12 protein-coding genes are annotated in these 16,964 nt (G+C 70.9%); 6 read left to right on the forward strand and 6 right to left on the reverse strand.

Features of this window, described 5'->3' with window-relative positions; translation table 11 throughout:
• Nucleotides 1–30: 30 nt before the first annotated feature.
• On the forward strand, nucleotides 31–1,041 hold the full coding sequence (locus tag ACTWQA_RS10985) for a MalY/PatB family protein (protein ID WP_443159135.1): 1,011 nt from the start codon (nucleotides 31–33) through the stop codon (nucleotides 1,039–1,041).
• A 217-nt stretch (nucleotides 1,042–1,258) separates the two neighbouring features.
• On the opposite strand, the gene ACTWQA_RS10990 is transcribed toward ACTWQA_RS10985, so the two are convergent.
• Nucleotides 1,259–4,399 carry a S41 family peptidase gene (locus ACTWQA_RS10990; RefSeq protein ID WP_443159136.1) on the reverse strand — a complete coding sequence of 1,047 codons (3,141 nt, stop codon included), beginning with the start codon at nucleotides 4,397–4,399 and terminating at the stop codon, nucleotides 1,259–1,261.
• Between the two features lie 181 nt (nucleotides 4,400–4,580).
• On the opposite strand from ACTWQA_RS10990, the gene ACTWQA_RS10995 reads away from it, so the two are divergent.
• Nucleotides 4,581–4,787 (forward strand): hypothetical protein, encoded by a 207-nt coding sequence (locus tag ACTWQA_RS10995; protein ID WP_443159137.1) that lies wholly within the window; start codon nucleotides 4,581–4,583, stop codon nucleotides 4,785–4,787.
• 49 nt (nucleotides 4,788–4,836) lie between these two features.
• Entirely contained in the window at nucleotides 4,837–5,802 is a 966-nt protein-coding gene (locus tag ACTWQA_RS11000; RefSeq protein ID WP_443159138.1) for a TIGR03557 family F420-dependent LLM class oxidoreductase, read from the forward strand.
• Between the two features lie 9 nt (nucleotides 5,803–5,811).
• Here the strand turns inward: ACTWQA_RS11000 and leuS are convergent, their stop codons facing one another.
• Nucleotides 5,812–8,292 carry a leucine--tRNA ligase gene (gene leuS, locus ACTWQA_RS11005; protein ID WP_443159139.1) on the reverse strand — a complete coding sequence of 827 codons (2,481 nt, stop codon included), beginning with the start codon at nucleotides 8,290–8,292 and terminating at the stop codon, nucleotides 5,812–5,814.
• 456 nt (nucleotides 8,293–8,748) lie between these two features.
• Nucleotides 8,749–9,111 carry a hypothetical protein gene (locus ACTWQA_RS11010; RefSeq protein WP_443159140.1) on the reverse strand — a complete coding sequence of 121 codons (363 nt, stop codon included), beginning with the start codon at nucleotides 9,109–9,111 and terminating at the stop codon, nucleotides 8,749–8,751.
• Nucleotides 9,112–9,292: 181 nt separating this feature from the next.
• On the opposite strand from ACTWQA_RS11010, the gene ACTWQA_RS11015 reads away from it, so the two are divergent.
• Nucleotides 9,293–10,648 (forward strand): hypothetical protein, encoded by a 1,356-nt coding sequence (locus tag ACTWQA_RS11015; protein ID WP_443159141.1) that lies wholly within the window; start codon nucleotides 9,293–9,295, stop codon nucleotides 10,646–10,648.
• A 3-nt stretch (nucleotides 10,649–10,651) separates the two neighbouring features.
• Here ACTWQA_RS11015 and ACTWQA_RS11020 read toward each other — a convergent pair whose 3' ends face one another.
• On the reverse strand, nucleotides 10,652–11,893 hold the full coding sequence (locus ACTWQA_RS11020) for a cytochrome P450 (protein WP_443159142.1): 1,242 nt from the start codon (nucleotides 11,891–11,893) through the stop codon (nucleotides 10,652–10,654).
• Nucleotides 11,894–12,122: 229 nt separating this feature from the next.
• On the opposite strand from ACTWQA_RS11020, the gene ACTWQA_RS11025 reads away from it, so the two are divergent.
• Nucleotides 12,123–13,325 carry a methyltransferase domain-containing protein gene (locus tag ACTWQA_RS11025; RefSeq protein WP_443159143.1) on the forward strand — a complete coding sequence of 401 codons (1,203 nt, stop codon included), beginning with the start codon at nucleotides 12,123–12,125 and terminating at the stop codon, nucleotides 13,323–13,325.
• 42 nt (nucleotides 13,326–13,367) lie between these two features.
• On the opposite strand, the gene ACTWQA_RS11030 is transcribed toward ACTWQA_RS11025, so the two are convergent.
• Nucleotides 13,368–14,207 carry an alpha/beta fold hydrolase gene (locus tag ACTWQA_RS11030; RefSeq protein WP_443159144.1) on the reverse strand — a complete coding sequence of 280 codons (840 nt, stop codon included), beginning with the start codon at nucleotides 14,205–14,207 and terminating at the stop codon, nucleotides 13,368–13,370.
• A gap of 74 nt (nucleotides 14,208–14,281) precedes the next feature.
• Between ACTWQA_RS11030 and ACTWQA_RS11035 the strand changes: the two genes are divergently transcribed.
• Nucleotides 14,282–15,616 (forward strand): MFS transporter, encoded by a 1,335-nt coding sequence (locus tag ACTWQA_RS11035; protein ID WP_443159145.1) that lies wholly within the window; start codon nucleotides 14,282–14,284, stop codon nucleotides 15,614–15,616.
• Nucleotides 15,617–15,705: 89 nt separating this feature from the next.
• Here the strand turns inward: ACTWQA_RS11035 and ACTWQA_RS11040 are convergent, their stop codons facing one another.
• The gene (locus tag ACTWQA_RS11040; protein WP_443159146.1) at nucleotides 15,706–16,959 is read right to left on the reverse strand and encodes a cytochrome P450; all 1,254 of its coding nucleotides are present in this window, start codon (nucleotides 16,957–16,959) and stop codon (nucleotides 15,706–15,708) included.
• Between the last annotated feature and the right edge of the window lie 5 nt (nucleotides 16,960–16,964).

Raw genomic sequence — 16,964 nt, forward strand, 5'->3', positions numbered from 1 at the left:
CCAGGGATCATTCCCGCCTGGATAGCCGACATGGACCTGCCCACCGCGCCCGAGGTCATCGAGGCGCTGCGCCGGCGGGCCGGCGCCGACCTCGGCTATCCGGCCTGGCTGGACAAGCCCAACGCGGGGCCGCTGGCGGAGGCGTTCGCCGAGCGCATGGCGGGCCGGTACGGCTGGTCGCCCGACCCCTCGCAGGTACGTTCGTTCAACGACCTCAACCAGGCACTCCAGGTCCTGCTCCATGTCTGGACCAAGCCCGGCGACGGGGTGGCCGTGCACACTCCCGCCTACCATCCGTTCCTCACGACGCTGCAGGTCATGGAGCGCCCCTTGCACGCCATCCAGGCCGAGCCCGACGGCGATTCGTGGCGCTTCGAGGTGCCCGACCTGTCGGGCTGCCGGGTGCTGCTCTTGGTCAACCCGCACAATCCGACCGGCCGGGTGTTCACTCGCGAGGAGCTGACCCACCTGGCCGAGCAGGCCGAACGCCACGATCTGCTCGTGATCGCGGACGAGATCCACGCCGACCTGACCTTCGAGCCGCACCGGCACATCCCGTTCGCCACGATCCTCCCCGAACGCACCGTCACCCTCACGTCCGCGACGAAGGCGTTCAACCTGGGCGGCATCCGCGTCTCGGTCGCCCACCTCGGGCACCAGGGGGTCCGCAAGGCCCTGGAGGCGCAGCCGCCCTTCCTGTACGGCTCCGCCAACCTGTTCGGGGTCGAGGCGACGGTGGCGGCGTGGCGGCATGGGGACGCCTGGTTGGACGGGGTTCGCCTCCTGCTGGATCGTCACCGGCACACGATCGCCGCCCGCCTGCCCAGCACCTTCGGCTATCGGCTTCCTCAGGCGACGTATCTGGCGTGGCTGCATGTGGGGCGGACGGGGATGGCGGAGGTCATCGAACGGGAGGCCAAGGTGCTACTGACGGACGGGGAGGGCTTCGGGCCCGGTGGGGCGGAGTACGTCCGCCTGAACTTCGCCACCAGCGAGCCCGTCCTCGCCGAGATCCTCGACCGCCTGTCCAGCCTCCGCTGACCCCGGCCCGGCCACGCCCCATGGCGCCCCCACCCGGCGGCACCGCTCCCAGACAGGCGACTCCCGGCCTGACGCCGAGCCAGGCTTGGGGCCGCGGGGCGCCGTGGCACGTGGGTGCGGTCGCACGTGAGCGCCGTCCCACGTGAGCGCCGTCCCACGTGCGGCGCCGTCCCACGTGCGGCGCCGCAGACCGTCAGGCGCAGCCCCGCGCGGGGCGTCAGGGCAGGGGTGGCAGGTCGGGCGGGGTGGCGGGCGGGTTCTCCGCCAGGGCGGCAAGCGCGAGCTCGATCGCCTTGTCCAGCTGCGGATCCCGCCCCGCCGCCCGATCCTGCGGCGTGATCACCACCTCGATGTCCGGATCAACCCCATAGTTCTCCACACCCCATCCAGGCCCGTCGAGCCAGAACGAGTACCGGGGCTGGGTGACCCGGGTCCCGTCGACCAGGTTGTACCGGGAGTCGATCCCGATCACCCCACCCCACGTCCGCGTCCCCACCAGCGGCCCGATGCCGCGGTTCTTGATCCCAGCGCTCACGATGTCCCCGTCCGAGCCCGCGAACTCGTCCGTGATCGTCACGATCGGTCCCCGCGGGGAGTCCATCGGATACCGCCGGGGTTCGTACCCGCGCGCCCGCGCCCACCCGGTGACCTTGCGGGACAGCTTCTCCAGGATCAGTTCCGACAGGTGCCCGCCGCCGTTGTGCCGCACGTCCACGATCAGCCCGTCGAAGGCCATCTCGGTACGCAGGTCGCGATGGAACTGCGCCCACCCTGTTCCCACCATGTCCGGCACGTGCAGATACCCGAGCCGCCCGTCCGACGCCTCCCGCACCAGCGTCCGCCGGCCCTCCACCCAGTCGTGGTAACGCAGCGGCGTCTCGTCCGCGATCGGGCTGACCACGACGCGGCGCGGGTCGCCGCCGGAGGCGGGCCGGACGGTGAGCTCGATGGGCTGGTTCGCGGTGCCGGCCAGGAGGGCGAGCGGCCCGCGTACGGGATCGACCGGACGCCCGCCCACCGCGATGATCGCGTCGCCCGGACGGACGGCGACGCCGGGGGCGAGCAGGGGCGAGCGGGCGGCGTGGTCGGAGGACTCGCCGGGCAGGATGCGCTCGACCCGCCACACGCCGTCGGCGTCCCTGGTCAGGTCGGCGCCGAGCAGCCCCTGGCGGCGGCGCGGGTCGGAGCCGCCGTTGGGGGCGGCGGCGTAGGCGTGGGAGGTGCCCAGTTCGCCCTGCGCCTCCCAGAGCAGGTCGATCAGCTCCGAGTGGGCGCCGATGCGCTCGACGAACGGCGCGTACCGGTCGAGCACGCCCTGCCAGTCGACGCCGCCCATGTCCGCACGCCAGAAGTGGTCGCGCATGAGCCGACCGGCCTCGTGGAAGCCCTGCCGCCACTCGGCGACCGGGTCGATCTGGATGGTGATCCGGTCCAGGTCGATGGTGACGACCTCGTCGCCCTCGGTGGCGGCGCGGGTCTGCAGGCCGTTCTTGCCGTTGGTGACGAGCCTGGTGCCGTCGCCGCTGACCTGGAACGAGCGCACTTCCTTGCCCAGCTCGCTCTTGGCCCGCTTCTTCAGGTCGTATCGCTCCAGCACCATCTCCTGCGACGGCTCGTCCCCGTGCTGCCCGGTGAGCGGGTATCGCAGCCAGAGCAGGGCGTCCTTGGCGGTACGCAGGTTGCCGTAGCGTCCGGCGGGCACCGGCACGGGCACCACGCGCGAGCCGAGCCCGTCAGGGTCCACCTCGGTCCGCGGCGGCGCGTCGTCCTGCTTGTCGTCCTTGTTCGGCTTGTCGTCCTCGCCGTTGAAGCCCCGCCCCTGCAACGACGGGTCGAACGGCGACGGCGTGCCGGCCTGCAGCGGCACGATGTACGGCCGGCACCCGTAGAGGAAGGACATGTCGAAGACGTGGGAGTCGTACACGGGGTCGAACGTCCGCGCCGACAGGAACGCCAGATACTTGCCGTCCTTGGTGAAGACCGGGTCGTAGTCGTCGAACCGCACCGGCGTCACGTCGATCACCGACGTGCCGTCCACCCGGCCCATCTTGATCTGCGACAGCGGGCGCTGGTGCGGATGCTCCCAGGCCAGCCAGCGTGAGTCGGGCGAGAACGTCAGTCCGCTGAGGTCTCCCTGCGTGGTGCGGTCGAGCTCCCGGAGATCGCCGGACTCGAGGTCGACGACCAGCAGCCGCCCGTCGTGCGTGGCGACGGCCGCGTGTTTGCCGTCGGGCGCGGCCTCCAGCTCCAGCACCCGGCCGAGCTGCCCGGTGGCCAGCATGCGGATCTCGCCGCCGGGCGTGCCGATCTCCAGCCCGTCCTCGCCACTGACGTCCGACACCCAGATGGCGCGCCCGTCGCCGTCGAGAACGCGTGGCAGCCGTACGCGAACGCCCGGCTGGACACGCAGCGCACCCGCCGGGCCGTCACGGTGGGGCACCCAGTGCGCGGTGCCGCGGATCTCGACCACGCTGGCCCGCCCGGTGGCGTCGGGCGCATAGGAGCCGGCCCGCGTGGGCGCCGGCCGCCTGGCCCGCCCCGGCCGCGGCCCACCGAGCCGGACATCCAGCCGGTGGGGCTCCGCGTCCAGGCTCTCCAGCAACCACAGGTCCCCGGCGTGGCTGTAGATCACCCGCTGTCCGTCGGCGGTGGCGTGGCGGGCGTAGAACTCCTCGTGGGAGCTGTGCTTGCGCAGGTCGGAGCCGTCCGGCAGGGCGGAGTAGAGGTTCCCGGTCCCGTCGAGGTCGGCCAGGAAGACGATCCTGTCCCCCACCCAGCTGACGGACCAGTATTGCGCCGTGCTGTCGGCGAACAACCGGGCGAACTCCCCGCTCCCGTCGGCGTCCACCCAGATCTTGCCCGCGGTCCCGCCCCGGTATCGCTTCCACTGCGACGGCTCGCGCCACATCGCCGACACGGTGGCGACCCGCCCGTCGCTGACGGCGACGTCGCTGGCCCATCCGTACGGCAGCCGCGTCCCCGGTCCCCCGTCGAGCGGCACCGCGTAGGCCCAGTTCCTGACGCGATGGCTCTGCCCCGTCGAGCTGATCGCCAGCACGGCTCCGTCCTCGGTCCAGCCGCGCACCCGGGTCGTGTCGCTGCCCCAGTGGGTCAGCCGCTCCCCCTCGGGTCCGTCGATCTCGGCCGCGAACACCTCCGGGGCACCCTCCCTGCCGCCGGTCCACGCGATGTGGCTGCCGTCGGCCGAGAACCGCGGATCTGACACCGGCACCCGATCGGCGGTGAAGCGCCAGGCCCTTCCCCCCGCGAGGGGAGCCAGCCAAACGTCGTCGTCAGCTACGAAGGTGACCAGGTCACCGTGCAGATGTGGATATCTCAGGTATGCGCCGTTCGTCACAGCTGAAGATTAATGCCCGACACCAAGCCCAGCCCATGAATTCCCCTCCTGGCGGACCCACCAGGCCCAGGGAACGGTCAAGTCCAGGGTGTGCCGCCCCGCCTGCCGCCGCCGCCATCATCCTGAGCTCCGGACTCGACAAGACGAGCGTGGACGATCAGGGCCCGCCGGCCTGCACGGGATGGCCGCGGGCACGTACCCGTTCCTCGGCCGCCTGGAGCCGGTGACCTTCGCCCGGCTGCTGTCGCGGGCCGAGATCGTCCTCGGCACGGTCCTGCTCGTGCCATTCGTACCGTCGCTGCCGGCCGGGGCGGCGTTGACCGGGTTCGCGGGAGGGCTTCTGGGCATCGGCCTGGGGCTGGTGCTCGAGGAGCTCGGCCATCGATGATCTCCGGCCCGGCGCCGCTAATACGGACAAACACGGGTAGTCCGGACGCATGGTGCAAATCGGCTACACCTTGATGTCCGAACAGACCCCGGCCCGCGAGCTCGTCGACTACGCCGCGACAGCCGAGCGGATCGGCTTCGACTACGCGGTCATCTCCGACCACTACTTCCCTTGGCTCGAGGAGATGGGGCATTCCCCCTACTGCTGGTCGGTGCTCGGCGCGGCGGCCCAGGTCACCGAGCGGCTGCCGCTCATGACGTACGTGACCTGCCCCATCATGCGATACCACCCGGCCGTGGTGGCGCAGAAGGCCGCGACGATGGGCGTGCTGAGCCACGGCAGGTTCACGCTGGGCCTCGGCGCGGGCGAGAACCTGAACGAGCACGTCATCGGCGAAGGGTGGCCGCCCGTGGACACCAGGCACCGGATGTTCGCCGAGGCCATCCAGATCATCAAGGAGCTGTTCGGCGGCGGCTACGTGACCTACCAAGGCGAATTCTTCGACGTGGACTCGGCCAAGCTCTACGACCTGCCGGACGAGCGGGTGCCGATCGGCATCGCCGCCTCGGGGGGCCAGTCGGCGGAGATCGCCGCCGAGTACGGCGACCTGCTGGTCGTCAACGAGCCGATGCCGGACGTCGTCCGGCAGTTCAACGCCGCGGGCGGCCAGGGCAAGCCGGTCTACGGCCAGCTCGCGCTCGCCTACGACACCGACCCCGAGGCCGCAGAACGGCGCGCCCACCAGCTGTGGCGCTGGGCCGCGGCCGGCTGGAAGGTCATGGCCGAGCTGCCCGCGCCGGTGAACTTCGCCGCCGCGGCCGGCACGGTACGCCCCGAGGACGTGGCCCAGAGCGTGCCGTGCGGCAACGACGTGGACGCGGTCGTCCAGGGGGTCCAGAAGTTCGCCGATGCGGGCTACACGCACGTGGCGCTGGTCCAGATCGGCCACGACCAGCAGCAGTCCTTCTTCGACTGGGCGGAGAAGGAACTGCTCCCGGCCTTGCGCGCCCTCTGACGCCGTGCGCTAGGGGACGATGTTGACCAGCTTGGGCGCCCGGACGATCACCTTGCGGGGCATGCCCGTCAGGTAGGCGGACACCTTCTCTGAGGCCAGGGCCAGCTCCCGCAGCTCCTGCTCGGTGATGTCCGGCGACACCTCCAGCCGGTCACGCACCTTGCCCGCCACCTGCACCACGCAGGTGACCGACTCCTGCACCAGCAGCGCGGGGTCGGCGCTCGGCCACCCGCCGAAGGCGACGGGGCCGGTGCGGCCCAGCCGCTCCCAGCCCTCCTCGGCGGTGTAGGGAGCCACCAGTGACAGCATGATCGCCAGTGTCTCCGCGGCCTCGCGGACGGCGGGGTCGGCGGGGCCGGGGCCCACGTCGATGGCCCGCCGCGCGGCCGAGGTCAGCTCCATCATCCGCGCCACTGCCACGTTGAACTTGTAGGAATCGATCTGCCGAGTGACCTCGTCGATCGTGCGGTGGGTGACCTTGCGCAGCTCGACGTCGCCGCCCTCGACCGCCACGCCGGGCTCGCTGGTCACCTCCGACATCACGCGCAGGGCCCGGGCCAGGAACTTCTGCGAGGCCAGCGGCGAGACGTCCGCCCAGTCGATGTCGTCCTCGGGCGGCCCGGCGAACACCATGGTCAGGCGTACGGCGTCAACGCCGAAGTCGTCGATCTGCTGGCCCAGGTCCACGCCGTTGCCCAGGGACTTCGACATGGCCTTGCCGCCGTTGATCACCTGCCCCTGGTTCAGCATGCGCTGGAAGGGCTCGCTGAAGTCCAGCATGCCCATGTCGTGCAGGACCTTGGTGAAGAACCGGGAGTAGAGCAGGTGCAGCACCGCGTGCTCGATGCCGCCGACATATTGGTCGATCGGGCCCCACTTGCGCACCTGCTCGACGTCGAACGGGCCGTCGGTGTAGCCCGGCGAGCAGTAACGCAGGAAATACCAGGACGAGTCGACGAACGTGTCCATCGTGTCAGTGTCGCGCTGGGCGCGTCCGCCGCACTTGGGGCACTCGACGTTGACCCAGTCGGCCGCACTGGCCAGCGGGGACACGCCCTTGGGCGCCAGCGCCTCGCCGCGCAGGTCGGGCAGCGTGACGGGCAGCTGCTCGTCGGGGACGGGGACCTCGCCGCAGTCGGGGCAGTGAATGATCGGGATCGGCGTGCCCCAGTAACGCTGCCGGGACAGCAGCCAGTCGCGCAGCCGGAAATTGACCGCGCCCGTGCCCTTGCCCTCGGCCTCCAGGACCTCGATGATCTTGCGGATGGCCTCGGCCTTCTCCAGCCCGTCCAGCGGGCCGGAGTTGACCAGCGTGCCCTCGCCGGGCGTGGCCTCGCCGGTCTCGCCCGGGTCGGCCAGGCCGGTGTGCACGACCACCTTCACCGGCAGGTCGAACTTCAGCGCGAAGTCCAGGTCGCGCTGGTCGTGGGCGGGCACGGCCATGATGGCGCCGTGGCCGTAGTCGGACAGCACGTAGTCGGCCGCCCAGACCGGGATGCGCTCGCCGTTGACCGGGTTGATCGCGTAGCGGCCCAGGAAGACGCCGGTCTTCTCCTTGTCCGTGGCCAGGCGCTCGATGTCGCTCAGCCGGGCCACCTCGGTGCGGTAGGCCTCGAACGCTTCCCGCCACTCGTCGGTGACGATCTCGTCGGCCAGCGCGGCGTCCGCGGCGACCACGAAGAACGTGGCCCCGAACAGCGTGTCGGGCCGCGTCGTGTAGACGTGGACCGGCTCCTCGCGGCCCTCGATCGTGAACAGCACGTCGGCGCCCTCGGAGCGGCCGATCCAGTTGCGCTGCATGGTCAGCAGCCGCTCCGGCCAGCCGGTCAGCTGGTCCATGTCGTCCAGCAGCCGCTGCGCGTAGTCAGTGATCTTGAAGTACCACTGCGTCAGCTCGCGGCGGATGACGTCGGCACCGCAGCGCTCGCACTTTCCGGCCACGACCTGCTCGTTGGCCAGCACCGTCTGGTCGTTGGGGCACCAGTTGACCAGGCCGCCCTTGCGGTAGGCCAGGCCGCGCTCGAAGAAGCGGTTGAACAGCCACTGGTTCCAGCGGTAGTAGTCGGGGTCGCTCGTGTGCAGGCGGCGCGACCAGTCGAAGGAGATCCCGTAGCGCTTGAACGAGTGCGCCTGCGTCTCGATGTTGGCGTAGGTCCACTCGGCCGGGTGGGCGTTGCGCTTGATCGCGGCGTTCTCCGCGGGCAGGCCGAAGGAGTCCCAGCCGATCGGGTGCAGGACGTTGTAGCCCTTTTGCATCCAGTAGCGCGCGACGACGTCGCCGATGGCGAACACCTCGCCGTGGCCCATGTGGAGGTCACCCGACGGGTAGGGGAACATGTCGAGCATGTAGCGCCGCTCGCGGGGGTCGGCGGGCTCTTCGCTCGCCCGGAAGGGCTCCTGCTCCTCCCAGCGCTGCAGCCACTTGGCCTGCAGCGCCTGCGGGTCGTACTCACTCACGGCTACTGTCCTTCTGGCTTGATTCGGACCCATAAGAAAACCCCCCGTGCACACGACGAGGGGTAGCCGCGACGGCGAGATCTCAGGGCCGTCGCGGCCCGCTAAGAAGCAGGGTCGCGGAACGCATGTGTCAAGCCTAGCGCACCTCTTCGGATGAATGCAGGTTCTCGATCGAGGTGCGCATGCACAATGGACCCTTCAGGTCCAGCGAGACCTGATGGTGATGTATCCGTTGTGACCTCATTCGTCCCTCAAGAATACCCTTGTCGCCGTGGTGTACCGAGCTGAGCCTGATCGACCGGAGGACGGCCTGCCCTTGCAGGATCCGCCCACCGATCCTCATGGCTTCGCTCGTTTCGCTGCGGAACCACCGGCATCTCCTGGAAAATCCCATGAGATCATGCCTGGTACGTCAAATCCGGATATAAGGGTTGATCCGGACACAACTTCGGGAGGGCCGGCAGCAATGGCAACGGATAACTCCGGACCTCACCTGCCCCCATCCTGGCCTGAGTCGTCTCCCTCTCCGTGGCCCGGCTCCCCCGCGCCCGACGCCCCTTCCTCGTGGTCTTCCGCGGCCGACGGCCCTTCTTCCAGGTCCGGCTCCCCCGCGCCCGAGGTGCCGACGTCGTGGCCGGAGACCCCGCGGCCGCCCGCGCACCAGGACCCCGCCTGGCCGGAGCCGCCGCGCCAGGACGCCTCCTGGCCCGAGCCGTCACGCCCCGAGCCGCGCCGCGACGCCACTCGCCAGGACTCCGGCCCGTCCTGGCCGGAGCCGCCCCGCCAGGACGCGGGCTGGCCCGAGCCACCGCGTAAGGACGCCGGCTGGCCGGAGCCGCCGCGCCAGGACATGCCGATGTCCTGGCCCGACGCCGCCCCGCAGCCCGGACCGTCCTCTTCCTGGCCCGACGCCTCCCCACAGGCCGGACCCTCGTCTTCCTGGCCCGACGCCGCGCCGCAGCCCGGACCCTCGTCTTCCTGGCCGGACGCCTCCCCGCAGGGTGGACCCGCGTCCTGGGCGGAGCCTCGGGACGTGCCGACCTCGTGGCCCGAGGCCGCGCCACAGCATGCCGCCGGGCCGTCCGCCCCGGCCGGTTCCCGTGCCGATGCCCAGGCCGGCTCGCGTGCCGATGCGGGGATCAACCCCGGGGGAGCGCAGCCTCCCGTGCCGGACCCGGTGCCCGCGTGGGCGCAGCCGCCGACCCCGGCCCCCGGCGCCTGGTCCAACCTGTCCGCCCCGGCCCCCTGGCCGCAGGGCGAGCGCGGCCATGCGAGCCAGGCGCCGGACCCGCGCATGGCGGCGTACGACCAGGCCGCCCCGGCCGGCCCCCCGCCGCACGACGCGTTGTCCGCACCCCACGGCCCACCGCCCCAGCCCCACCCCGCCCAGCACTCCGAGAACCAGCTCAACGATCGCGCGGTCCCCTCCACCCCGATGGATTCCACCCATATAGGCACGCCCCCCACCGAGGACGGCAACGAGCCTCCGGGATCCCGCCCGGGCTCCAAACTGAGCCGCGACCCCTCGGACCCGGAGCACCGGTTCGTGACGGCGGGCCAGATCAGCGGCTCCCGCACCCCTCCGCCCGAGCGCCAGCAGGAGCTCTGGAACACCGTCTTCGGCGAGAACTACCAGGCCATGGGCGACCAGGAAATCCTGGACGACGACGAGGGCGAGGGCAGGCCCGTCTGGATCTACGCCCTCGGCGGGTCCGTGGCGGTCGCGCTGGTCATCGCGCTGTTGTGGGCGTTCCTCGCGGGCCCGCTGGCCGGCGAGGACCCGACCTCCGCCGTCGCCTCCGGCCAGCCCACGGCCTCGGCGAAGCCGAGCGCCACCAAGTCCTCGACGACGATCGGCAAGCTGCCGGCCTACCCCGGCAAGGCCTCCCCCGTCCTCGGCAGGGTGCCGGACGCCGCCGCGGGGATCTCCGTCCCGCGCCTCGGCGGCAAGTGGCAGCTGGACCAGCGCGTCACGGTCAAGGGCACGTTCGGTTTCGACACCCGCCAGTACGTCGAGGTCGCGCCCGAGCGCTACGCCCAGATCATGTCGGGCCCGCTCATGCCGAAGCTGGCCTCGTACTACGAGCAGGACAACCTGGAGCCGGTCATCAAGCAGGTGGTGCTGACCGCCCGCAAGCGCTTCTTCCCGGCGGACAACAAGGTCCGCAAGATCGCCCAGCAGCCGATCAAGGTAGGCGACCAGACGGGCCGGCTGATCGCGTACTCGCTGACGTCGGAGACCGAGAAGGCCACGATCGTCACGATGGCGATCAACACCGGCGGCAGCGTCCCGGCGATCGTCTACATGTCGATCCCGTCGGAGAGCAAGCAGCTCCTGCCCGACATCCGCACGGTGATGAACCAGCTCAGGCTCTCGACGCAGGGCTAGCCGCTAGAACGTGCACTCCATGTGCTTGATGCCGTTGATGAACATGGAATGCAGCCGGTCCGGCTTGCCCGCCTCGATCTGCGGGACGCGGCGCAGCAGCTCGCGGAACATCACCGTGATCTCCCGCCGGGCCAGGTGCGAGCCGAGGCAGAAGTGCGGGCCCGGGCCGCCGAAGCCGACGTGCGGGTTGGGGGTGCGGGTGATGTCGAAGCGGTACGGGTTTGCGAACACGGCCTCGTCCCGGTTCGCGGCCCAGTAGAACAGCACCGCTTTCTCGCCCCTGCGGTAGAGGTTGCCGTTCATCTCGAAGTCCCTGGTGACCTTGCGGCGCATGAAGTTCACCGGGGAGGCCAGGCGGACGATTTCCTCCACGGCCCCGGGAGCATGGCCGTCGAGGTCCTGCAGCCAGAGGGCGCGCTGGTCGGGGTTCTTGGTGAGCAGGCGCAGGCCGTACGAGATGGCGTTCCTCGTGGTCTCGTTGCCGGCTACGACGAGCAGGATGAAGAACGACCCGAGCTCCTGCATGGTGAGCCGCTCGCCGTCGATGTTGGCGTTGACCAGGGACGACGTCAGGTCGTCCGTGGGGTGCTCGGCACGGTGGGCGGCCAGGTCCTGCACCAGCTGCTGCAGCTCCATCCCGGCGTTGAGCAGGCGGGTGGCGATCTCGCTGACGTCGGTGCCGCCGTATTCGGCGTCGAAGCCGCCGAGGATCGTGTTCGAGCGGTCGAAGACGAACTTGTAGTCGCGCTCGGGGATGCCCATCATATCGCAGATGATCTTCAAGGGCAGGCGGGCGGCCACCTCGGTCACGAAGTCGCAGCCCGGACCCTTGGCGAGGAGGTCGTCCACGATGCCGACCGCCGCCGCCTCGACGTCCGACTCGAACTGCTTGATCATCTTGGGGGTGAAGGCGCGGGAGACGATCCTGCGGAGCCTGGCGTGCCGCGGGTCGTCCATGTTGATCATCGAGCCGAAGTACTCGGCGAATTCCGCTGGCATGTCCGGGATGCCCGTCGCTCCGCCGTCACCCGAGCAGAAGATCTCCGGGTTGCGACTGGCATCCAGGATGTCGGCGTGCTTGACCAGCGCGTAGTAGCCCGGACCCTTGGGGGCGAAGCCGATGTCCATCTCTTCGAAGAACGCGGGGGTGGCGCGGGCACGCAGGCGGTCGAACGCCTCCTCGCGCTGTTCCATGGGCTTGGCCCAGAAGTCACGGTCCGACAGGTCGAAGTCGAGGACGCTCATATGCCCATCATTCGGAAAAGCGGCCACTTACGTCAATGGTTATGACGTACGGCGTACGTAGGGCCTGGAAAACGGGTGGCGGGAGGTGGCGGCCGGCCCTATGGTGATCGCCATGACCTTCTTCTACCTGCGTTAGCGAGCCGCCGGCGGGGCGCGGACATCCCACCGCCGGCGATGCGGGACGGCTGAGCGACCGCCGTCCCGGGTTCGCGACGTGGGAGAAGGACACGTGCATACTTTTGCCGTGGCCAGGGCGGTGCACGGCATCGAGCCCCTGGTGGCCACGGAGATTCGGCGTTCCCGGCTGGGCGTGGTGCGCGGGGTGCGGCATCGCGAGGTGTGGTTCGAGGCCGCGGACGAGGCCGGGCTTCTGGCATTGCGTACGGCGCCCCTGGGATTGCGTACGGCGGACGACGTGCTGCTGGCCGGGGCCGTGGTGGACGGGATCGGCGTCCGCCGCTCCGCGCTCGCGCGGCTGGCGCAGGCGGCGCGGGGCGTGGACGCGGTCCGGCTGGCTCGCCTGGGCGGCGGGCGGCCGGACGCGCGTGGTGGGCTGGAAGTGTCGGCGTCGTTCGTCGGGCGGCGCAACTACACGAGGTTCGAGATCGAGGACGCGGTCGGGGGCGAGCTGGCACGGGCCCTGCGGGTGCGCTACCACTCCAGGACGGCGGGAGGGCGGCCGCCGCTGGAGGCGATGTCGTGGCGGGTCACGATCGAGGGCGAGCAGGCGGTCATCGCGCTGCGGCCTGCCGACCGGCCGCTGCACCGCAGGCCGTACAAGACGGCCTCCATCCGGGGCACGCTGCATCCGCCGGTGGCGGCCGCCATGGCGGAGCTGGCGCGGCTGGAGGGCGCGGGCACGGTGCTCGATCCGTGCTGTGGCGCGGGCACCACCCTCATCGAGGCCCACGCTCTCGCGCCGCACGTGCGGCTGCTGGGCTTCGATCACGACCCGGCCGCGCTCGCGGCCGGCGCCGCCAACGCCCACGCGGCCCTGACGGGTCGATCGCCCATCGAAGGCGGGCGACCTCCGGCGAGCGCGCCACCATCCGGCAAGCCGACGCCGACGAGCGGCCGTCCGTCCGGAGGCCACGAGCCGGCACCTGCGGGCGGCCGAGCGGCCGGAGGCGGCGGGTCGCCGTTCGGGTGGGGTCTGGCGGATGGCGGGCGGATCCCCGTGCCCGACGGCGGCGTCGAGCGCGTGCTGGTGAACCCGCCCTGGGGGTGTCAGGTGCCGCCGAGGGGGCTGCTCGCCGGGGACCTCGGACCCCTGTGGCGGGAGGTGCGGCGCGTCCTGGCCGCCGACGGGCTGGCCGTGGCGCTGGTCCACGGCGGGATCCCGCACGGGTTCGCCGTGGAGGAGGCGATCCGGGTGAGCCTGTCGGGCCTGCACCCGGTGATCGCGGTTCTGCGGAAGCAGGGCCACGGCTGACCACCCCAGGGCGCGGCCGGCCGTCTTGAGGCGCGGCTGCCCTCAGCGGGCGGGGCCGAGCCAGTCCAGGATCAGGCGGTTGATTTCGGCGGGCCGTTCCAGGTGGAGGAAGTGACCGGCGTCCCCCACCAGCTCGGCCCGCGAGCCGGCCGGAAGGTGGCTGAGCACGTCCTTGACCAGGTCGGCGCCCAGGCAGCCGTCCTGGGCACCGTGCAGGTAGAGGATGGGCCCGGTCACCCCGGGCTCGACGGCGGGGTAGCGACCGGACCGCGGCGTGGTGCCCAGCATGGCCCGGTAATAGCCGAGGGCCGCGCTCAGGTTGGCGGGCGCGCCGATGCTGCGCCGTACGAACTCCAGGTCCTCGCTCGCGTCGTACCCCGGGGACCAGTCGCGCCACAGGTTCTCGAGGAAGCCCGGGCCTGCGGCGGCCGTCTCCGCCAGCGCGGTCTGGAAGAGGAAGATGTAGAACGAGCGCTTGAGCTGCTCATAGTCGAGGAACGTGCCGGCCAGCGACCCGGGCGGCGGCACCGCGAGCGTGACGGCGCGGCGGAAGCGGCCGGCCAGGGGGTAGACGGGGAAAGCGCCCCAGTCGTGCCCGATGATGACCGCGTCGGCGTCACCGCCGAGCTCCTCGTAAAGGGCACGGACGTCGGCGACCAGCGCGGCGTCCTCGTACGCGCCGTCAGCCGGGACCTCGGTCGGCGCGTAGCCGCGCGTGAACGGCGCGACCGCGCGGTAACCGCGCTCGGCCAGCGCCGGCATCAGATGGCGCCAGGTGTGCGCGGTGTCGGGGAAGCCGTGCAGGCACAGCGCGAGCGGCCCCTCACCGAGGGTCAGATACGCGAACTCCACCCCATTGGCGTGGATAGTCCTGATCTCCATGACTGCGAAACCTAGCACCCGGCCCCTTCGAGGAGTACGAACTTCACAGGGGTCCGCGACGCGAAGGGGCTCGCATGCGACGGGGATGGGTGCTCGCACTGGCCTCGATGACGATCGTGCTCGTCGTGGTGGACCTGACCGCCGTGACGATCGCGCTGCCCGACATCCGCGCCGACTTGGGCGCGAGCCTGGCGCAGGTGCAGTGGGTGGTGGACGCCTACGCGCTCACGCTGGCCGCCGCGCTGCTGCCCGCCGGAGTCCTGGCCGACCGGTACGGCAGGCGCAGGTTGCTGGTGATCGGCGTGTCGATCTTCACGGTGGCCTCGCTGGCCTGCGCGCTCGCCCCCACGGCTCCCCTGCTGGACCTGGCCAGGGGCGTGCAGGGCCTGGGCGCCTCCGCGTTGTACGGCACCACCACCCCGCTGATCGGCGCCGCCTACCCCGAGGGCCCGGACCGGGGCAAGGCGCTTGGCATCTTCAGCGCGGTGTCGGGGCTCGCCATGACGCTGGGACCGGTGGTCGGCGGCGCGCTGACGAGCGCGTTCGGCTGGCGGGCCATCTTCCTCATCAACCTGCCCATCGGCGCGTTCGTCCTGGTGGCGCTGCGCCGGCGGGTGGCCGAGTCGCGCGGCAGAGGACATCTCGACCCGCTGGGCATCCTGCTGATCACAGCGGCGCTGTTCGCGATCATCCCGGCGCTCATCCACGACCTGCCGGCCTTACTGGTGGCCGGGCTGGTGCTGCTGGTGGTGTTCGTGCTCGTCGAGCGGCGCGCCGCCAATCCGATGATCGATTTCGGGCTGTTCAGGAACCGGGTGTTCGCGGTCGGCTCAGGAACGACGCTGCTCATGCTGGCGGCCCTGCTGGGCGCGTTCACCTATCTCACGCTGTACGTGCAGGGCCCGCTGGACACGAGCCCGGCGGAAGCGGGGGCACGCTTCCTGGCCTTCAGCGTGGCGGCGGTCATCGGACCCGTCGCGATCGGGCGGGTGCTGCACAAGTGGCCGATGGGCGTGCTGATCGCCGTCGGTCCTGCGGTCATCGCGGTAGCGCTGCTGGTCATGGCCGTCCCGGCGGCCGATCCGTGGACGCCCATCATGGTCGGGTTGTTCCTCGGCGGCCTGGGGCTCGGCGCGGGAAACGTCGTGGCCAACCAGGTCGGGCTGACCGCGCCGATGGACCGGGTCGGGATGGCGACCGGGATCGTGAACACGCTCAAACAGGTCGGCACGGCCGTGGGCGTGGCGGTGCTGGCGGCGCCGTACCGGTCAGGGCTCGTCCCGCTGCTGGCCGTGGCGGCCGGGCTGGCGCTGGCCGGCGCGCTGCTGCCGGTGGCGCTCAGCGGACGTGCTCGGCGCACCCCGTCAGCAGGCACATCGGCCCGAACTCGAACCGATCATGGAGGCTGAGGTCGTCCGCCTGCTCGGCCAGCTCCTTGGCCACGGAGCCGAGCACGGAGTCGCCTGGCGCGGGCTGGCCGAGTCGATCACAGATGCGGTCAGAAGGTGTAACGCAGGTGCTTGACGCCGTTGATGAAGTTGGAGAGGAGGTAGTCGGGTTCGCCGGCGGACCTGAGGCGGGGCAACCGGGTGAACAGCTCGCGGAACATCACGGTCATCTCCCTGCGCGCCAGGTGCGCGCCCAGGCAGTAGTGCGGCCCCGGCCCGCCGAAGCCGACATGCGGGTTGGGGTCGCGGGTGATGTCGAACGTGTCCGGGTCCGAGAAGACCACCTCGTCGCGGTTGGCGGAGTTGTAGAAGAGCAGCACCTTGTCGCCCTTCCGGTATGAGGTGCCGTTCATCTCGTAGTCCTGCGTCAGCGTGCGGCGGAACTGGATCACCGGCGTGGCGTACCGGATGATCTCGTCGCACGCGGTGCCGATGAGCCCTTCGAAATTCCCGAGCAGGATCGCGCGCTGGTCGGGGTGGTCGGTGAGGAGCTTGAGCCCGTGCGCGATCGCGTTGCGGGTGGTCTCGCTGCCGGCCACCACGAGCAGGATGAAGAACGACCCCAATTGTTGCGGGGTGAGCCTCTCCTCGCCGTTGACCAGCAGGCTGACCAGGTCGCCCGTGGGCCGCTTGCGCCGCTCGTCGCCCAGGCGGGCGGCCAGCCGGTTGAGCGTGTATCCAGCGCGCAGCAGCTTGGCCAGGCCCTTGGCGACGTTGCGGCGGGTGAGGTCGGGGGCGACACCGGTGTATTCGGGGTCGGTGTTGCCCAGGATGACGTTGGTCTGCTGGAGCACCAGGTCATGAGATTCCGCGGGGATCCCCATCATGTCGCAGATGACCCGTACGGGGAGCTTCGCGGCCACCTGGGCGACGAAGTCGCGCGGCCCTTCCTCGATCGCCCGATCCACGATCTCCGCGGCGGCCCTGGCGAGGTCCTCCTCCATCTTCGCCAGGATGCGCGGCGTGAACGCCCTCGACACGATCCGGCGTAACCGGGCGTGCCGCGGGTCGTCCATGTTGATCATCGAGCCGAAGTAGACACTCAGCCAGCGCGGCATGTCAGGGATGCTGTTGGAGCACGGCTCGCTGCTGAACACGGCCGCGTTCCTGCTGGCCTCGATCACGTCGGCGTGGCGGACGAGGGCGTAGAAACCCGGCCCGCCGCCGATGAACGGCACGATCTGCTCCCGCATGAAGACCGGGCGGTCCAGCTGCCTCAGCCTGCGGAAGGCCTCCATACGCTCGGACTGCGGCAACCCCCAGAACGGGATCTGCGACAGGTCCAGGTCCGCGGACAGCGTCATATCAG

Origin of the sequence: Nonomuraea sp. 10N515B (genome assembly GCF_052245915.1) — a bacterium.
GTDB lineage: Bacteria > Actinomycetota > Actinomycetes > Streptosporangiales > Streptosporangiaceae > Nonomuraea.

Coding starts and splice junctions, on each gene's coding strand:
- ACTWQA_RS10995 (WP_443159137.1), top strand. CDS start 4,581: ATGGCCGCGGGCACGTACCCGTTCCTCGGCCGCCTGGAGCCGGTGACC.
- ACTWQA_RS11020 (WP_443159142.1), bottom strand. CDS start 11,893: ATGAGCGTCCTCGACTTCGACCTGTCGGACCGTGACTTCTGGGCCAAG.
- ACTWQA_RS11000 (WP_443159138.1), top strand. CDS start 4,837: ATGGTGCAAATCGGCTACACCTTGATGTCCGAACAGACCCCGGCCCGC.
- ACTWQA_RS11030 (WP_443159144.1), bottom strand. CDS start 14,207: ATGGAGATCAGGACTATCCACGCCAATGGGGTGGAGTTCGCGTATCTG.
- ACTWQA_RS11010 (WP_443159140.1), bottom strand. CDS start 9,111: ATGTCCTGGCGCGGCGGCTCCGGCCAGCCGGCGTCCTTACGCGGTGGC.
- ACTWQA_RS11040 (WP_443159146.1), bottom strand. CDS start 16,959: ATGACGCTGTCCGCGGACCTGGACCTGTCGCAGATCCCGTTCTGGGGG.
- ACTWQA_RS10985 (WP_443159135.1), top strand. CDS start 31: ATGGACCTGCCCACCGCGCCCGAGGTCATCGAGGCGCTGCGCCGGCGG.
- leuS (WP_443159139.1), bottom strand. CDS start 8,292: ATGGGTCCGAATCAAGCCAGAAGGACAGTAGCCGTGAGTGAGTACGAC.
- ACTWQA_RS11035 (WP_443159145.1), top strand. CDS start 14,282: ATGCGACGGGGATGGGTGCTCGCACTGGCCTCGATGACGATCGTGCTC.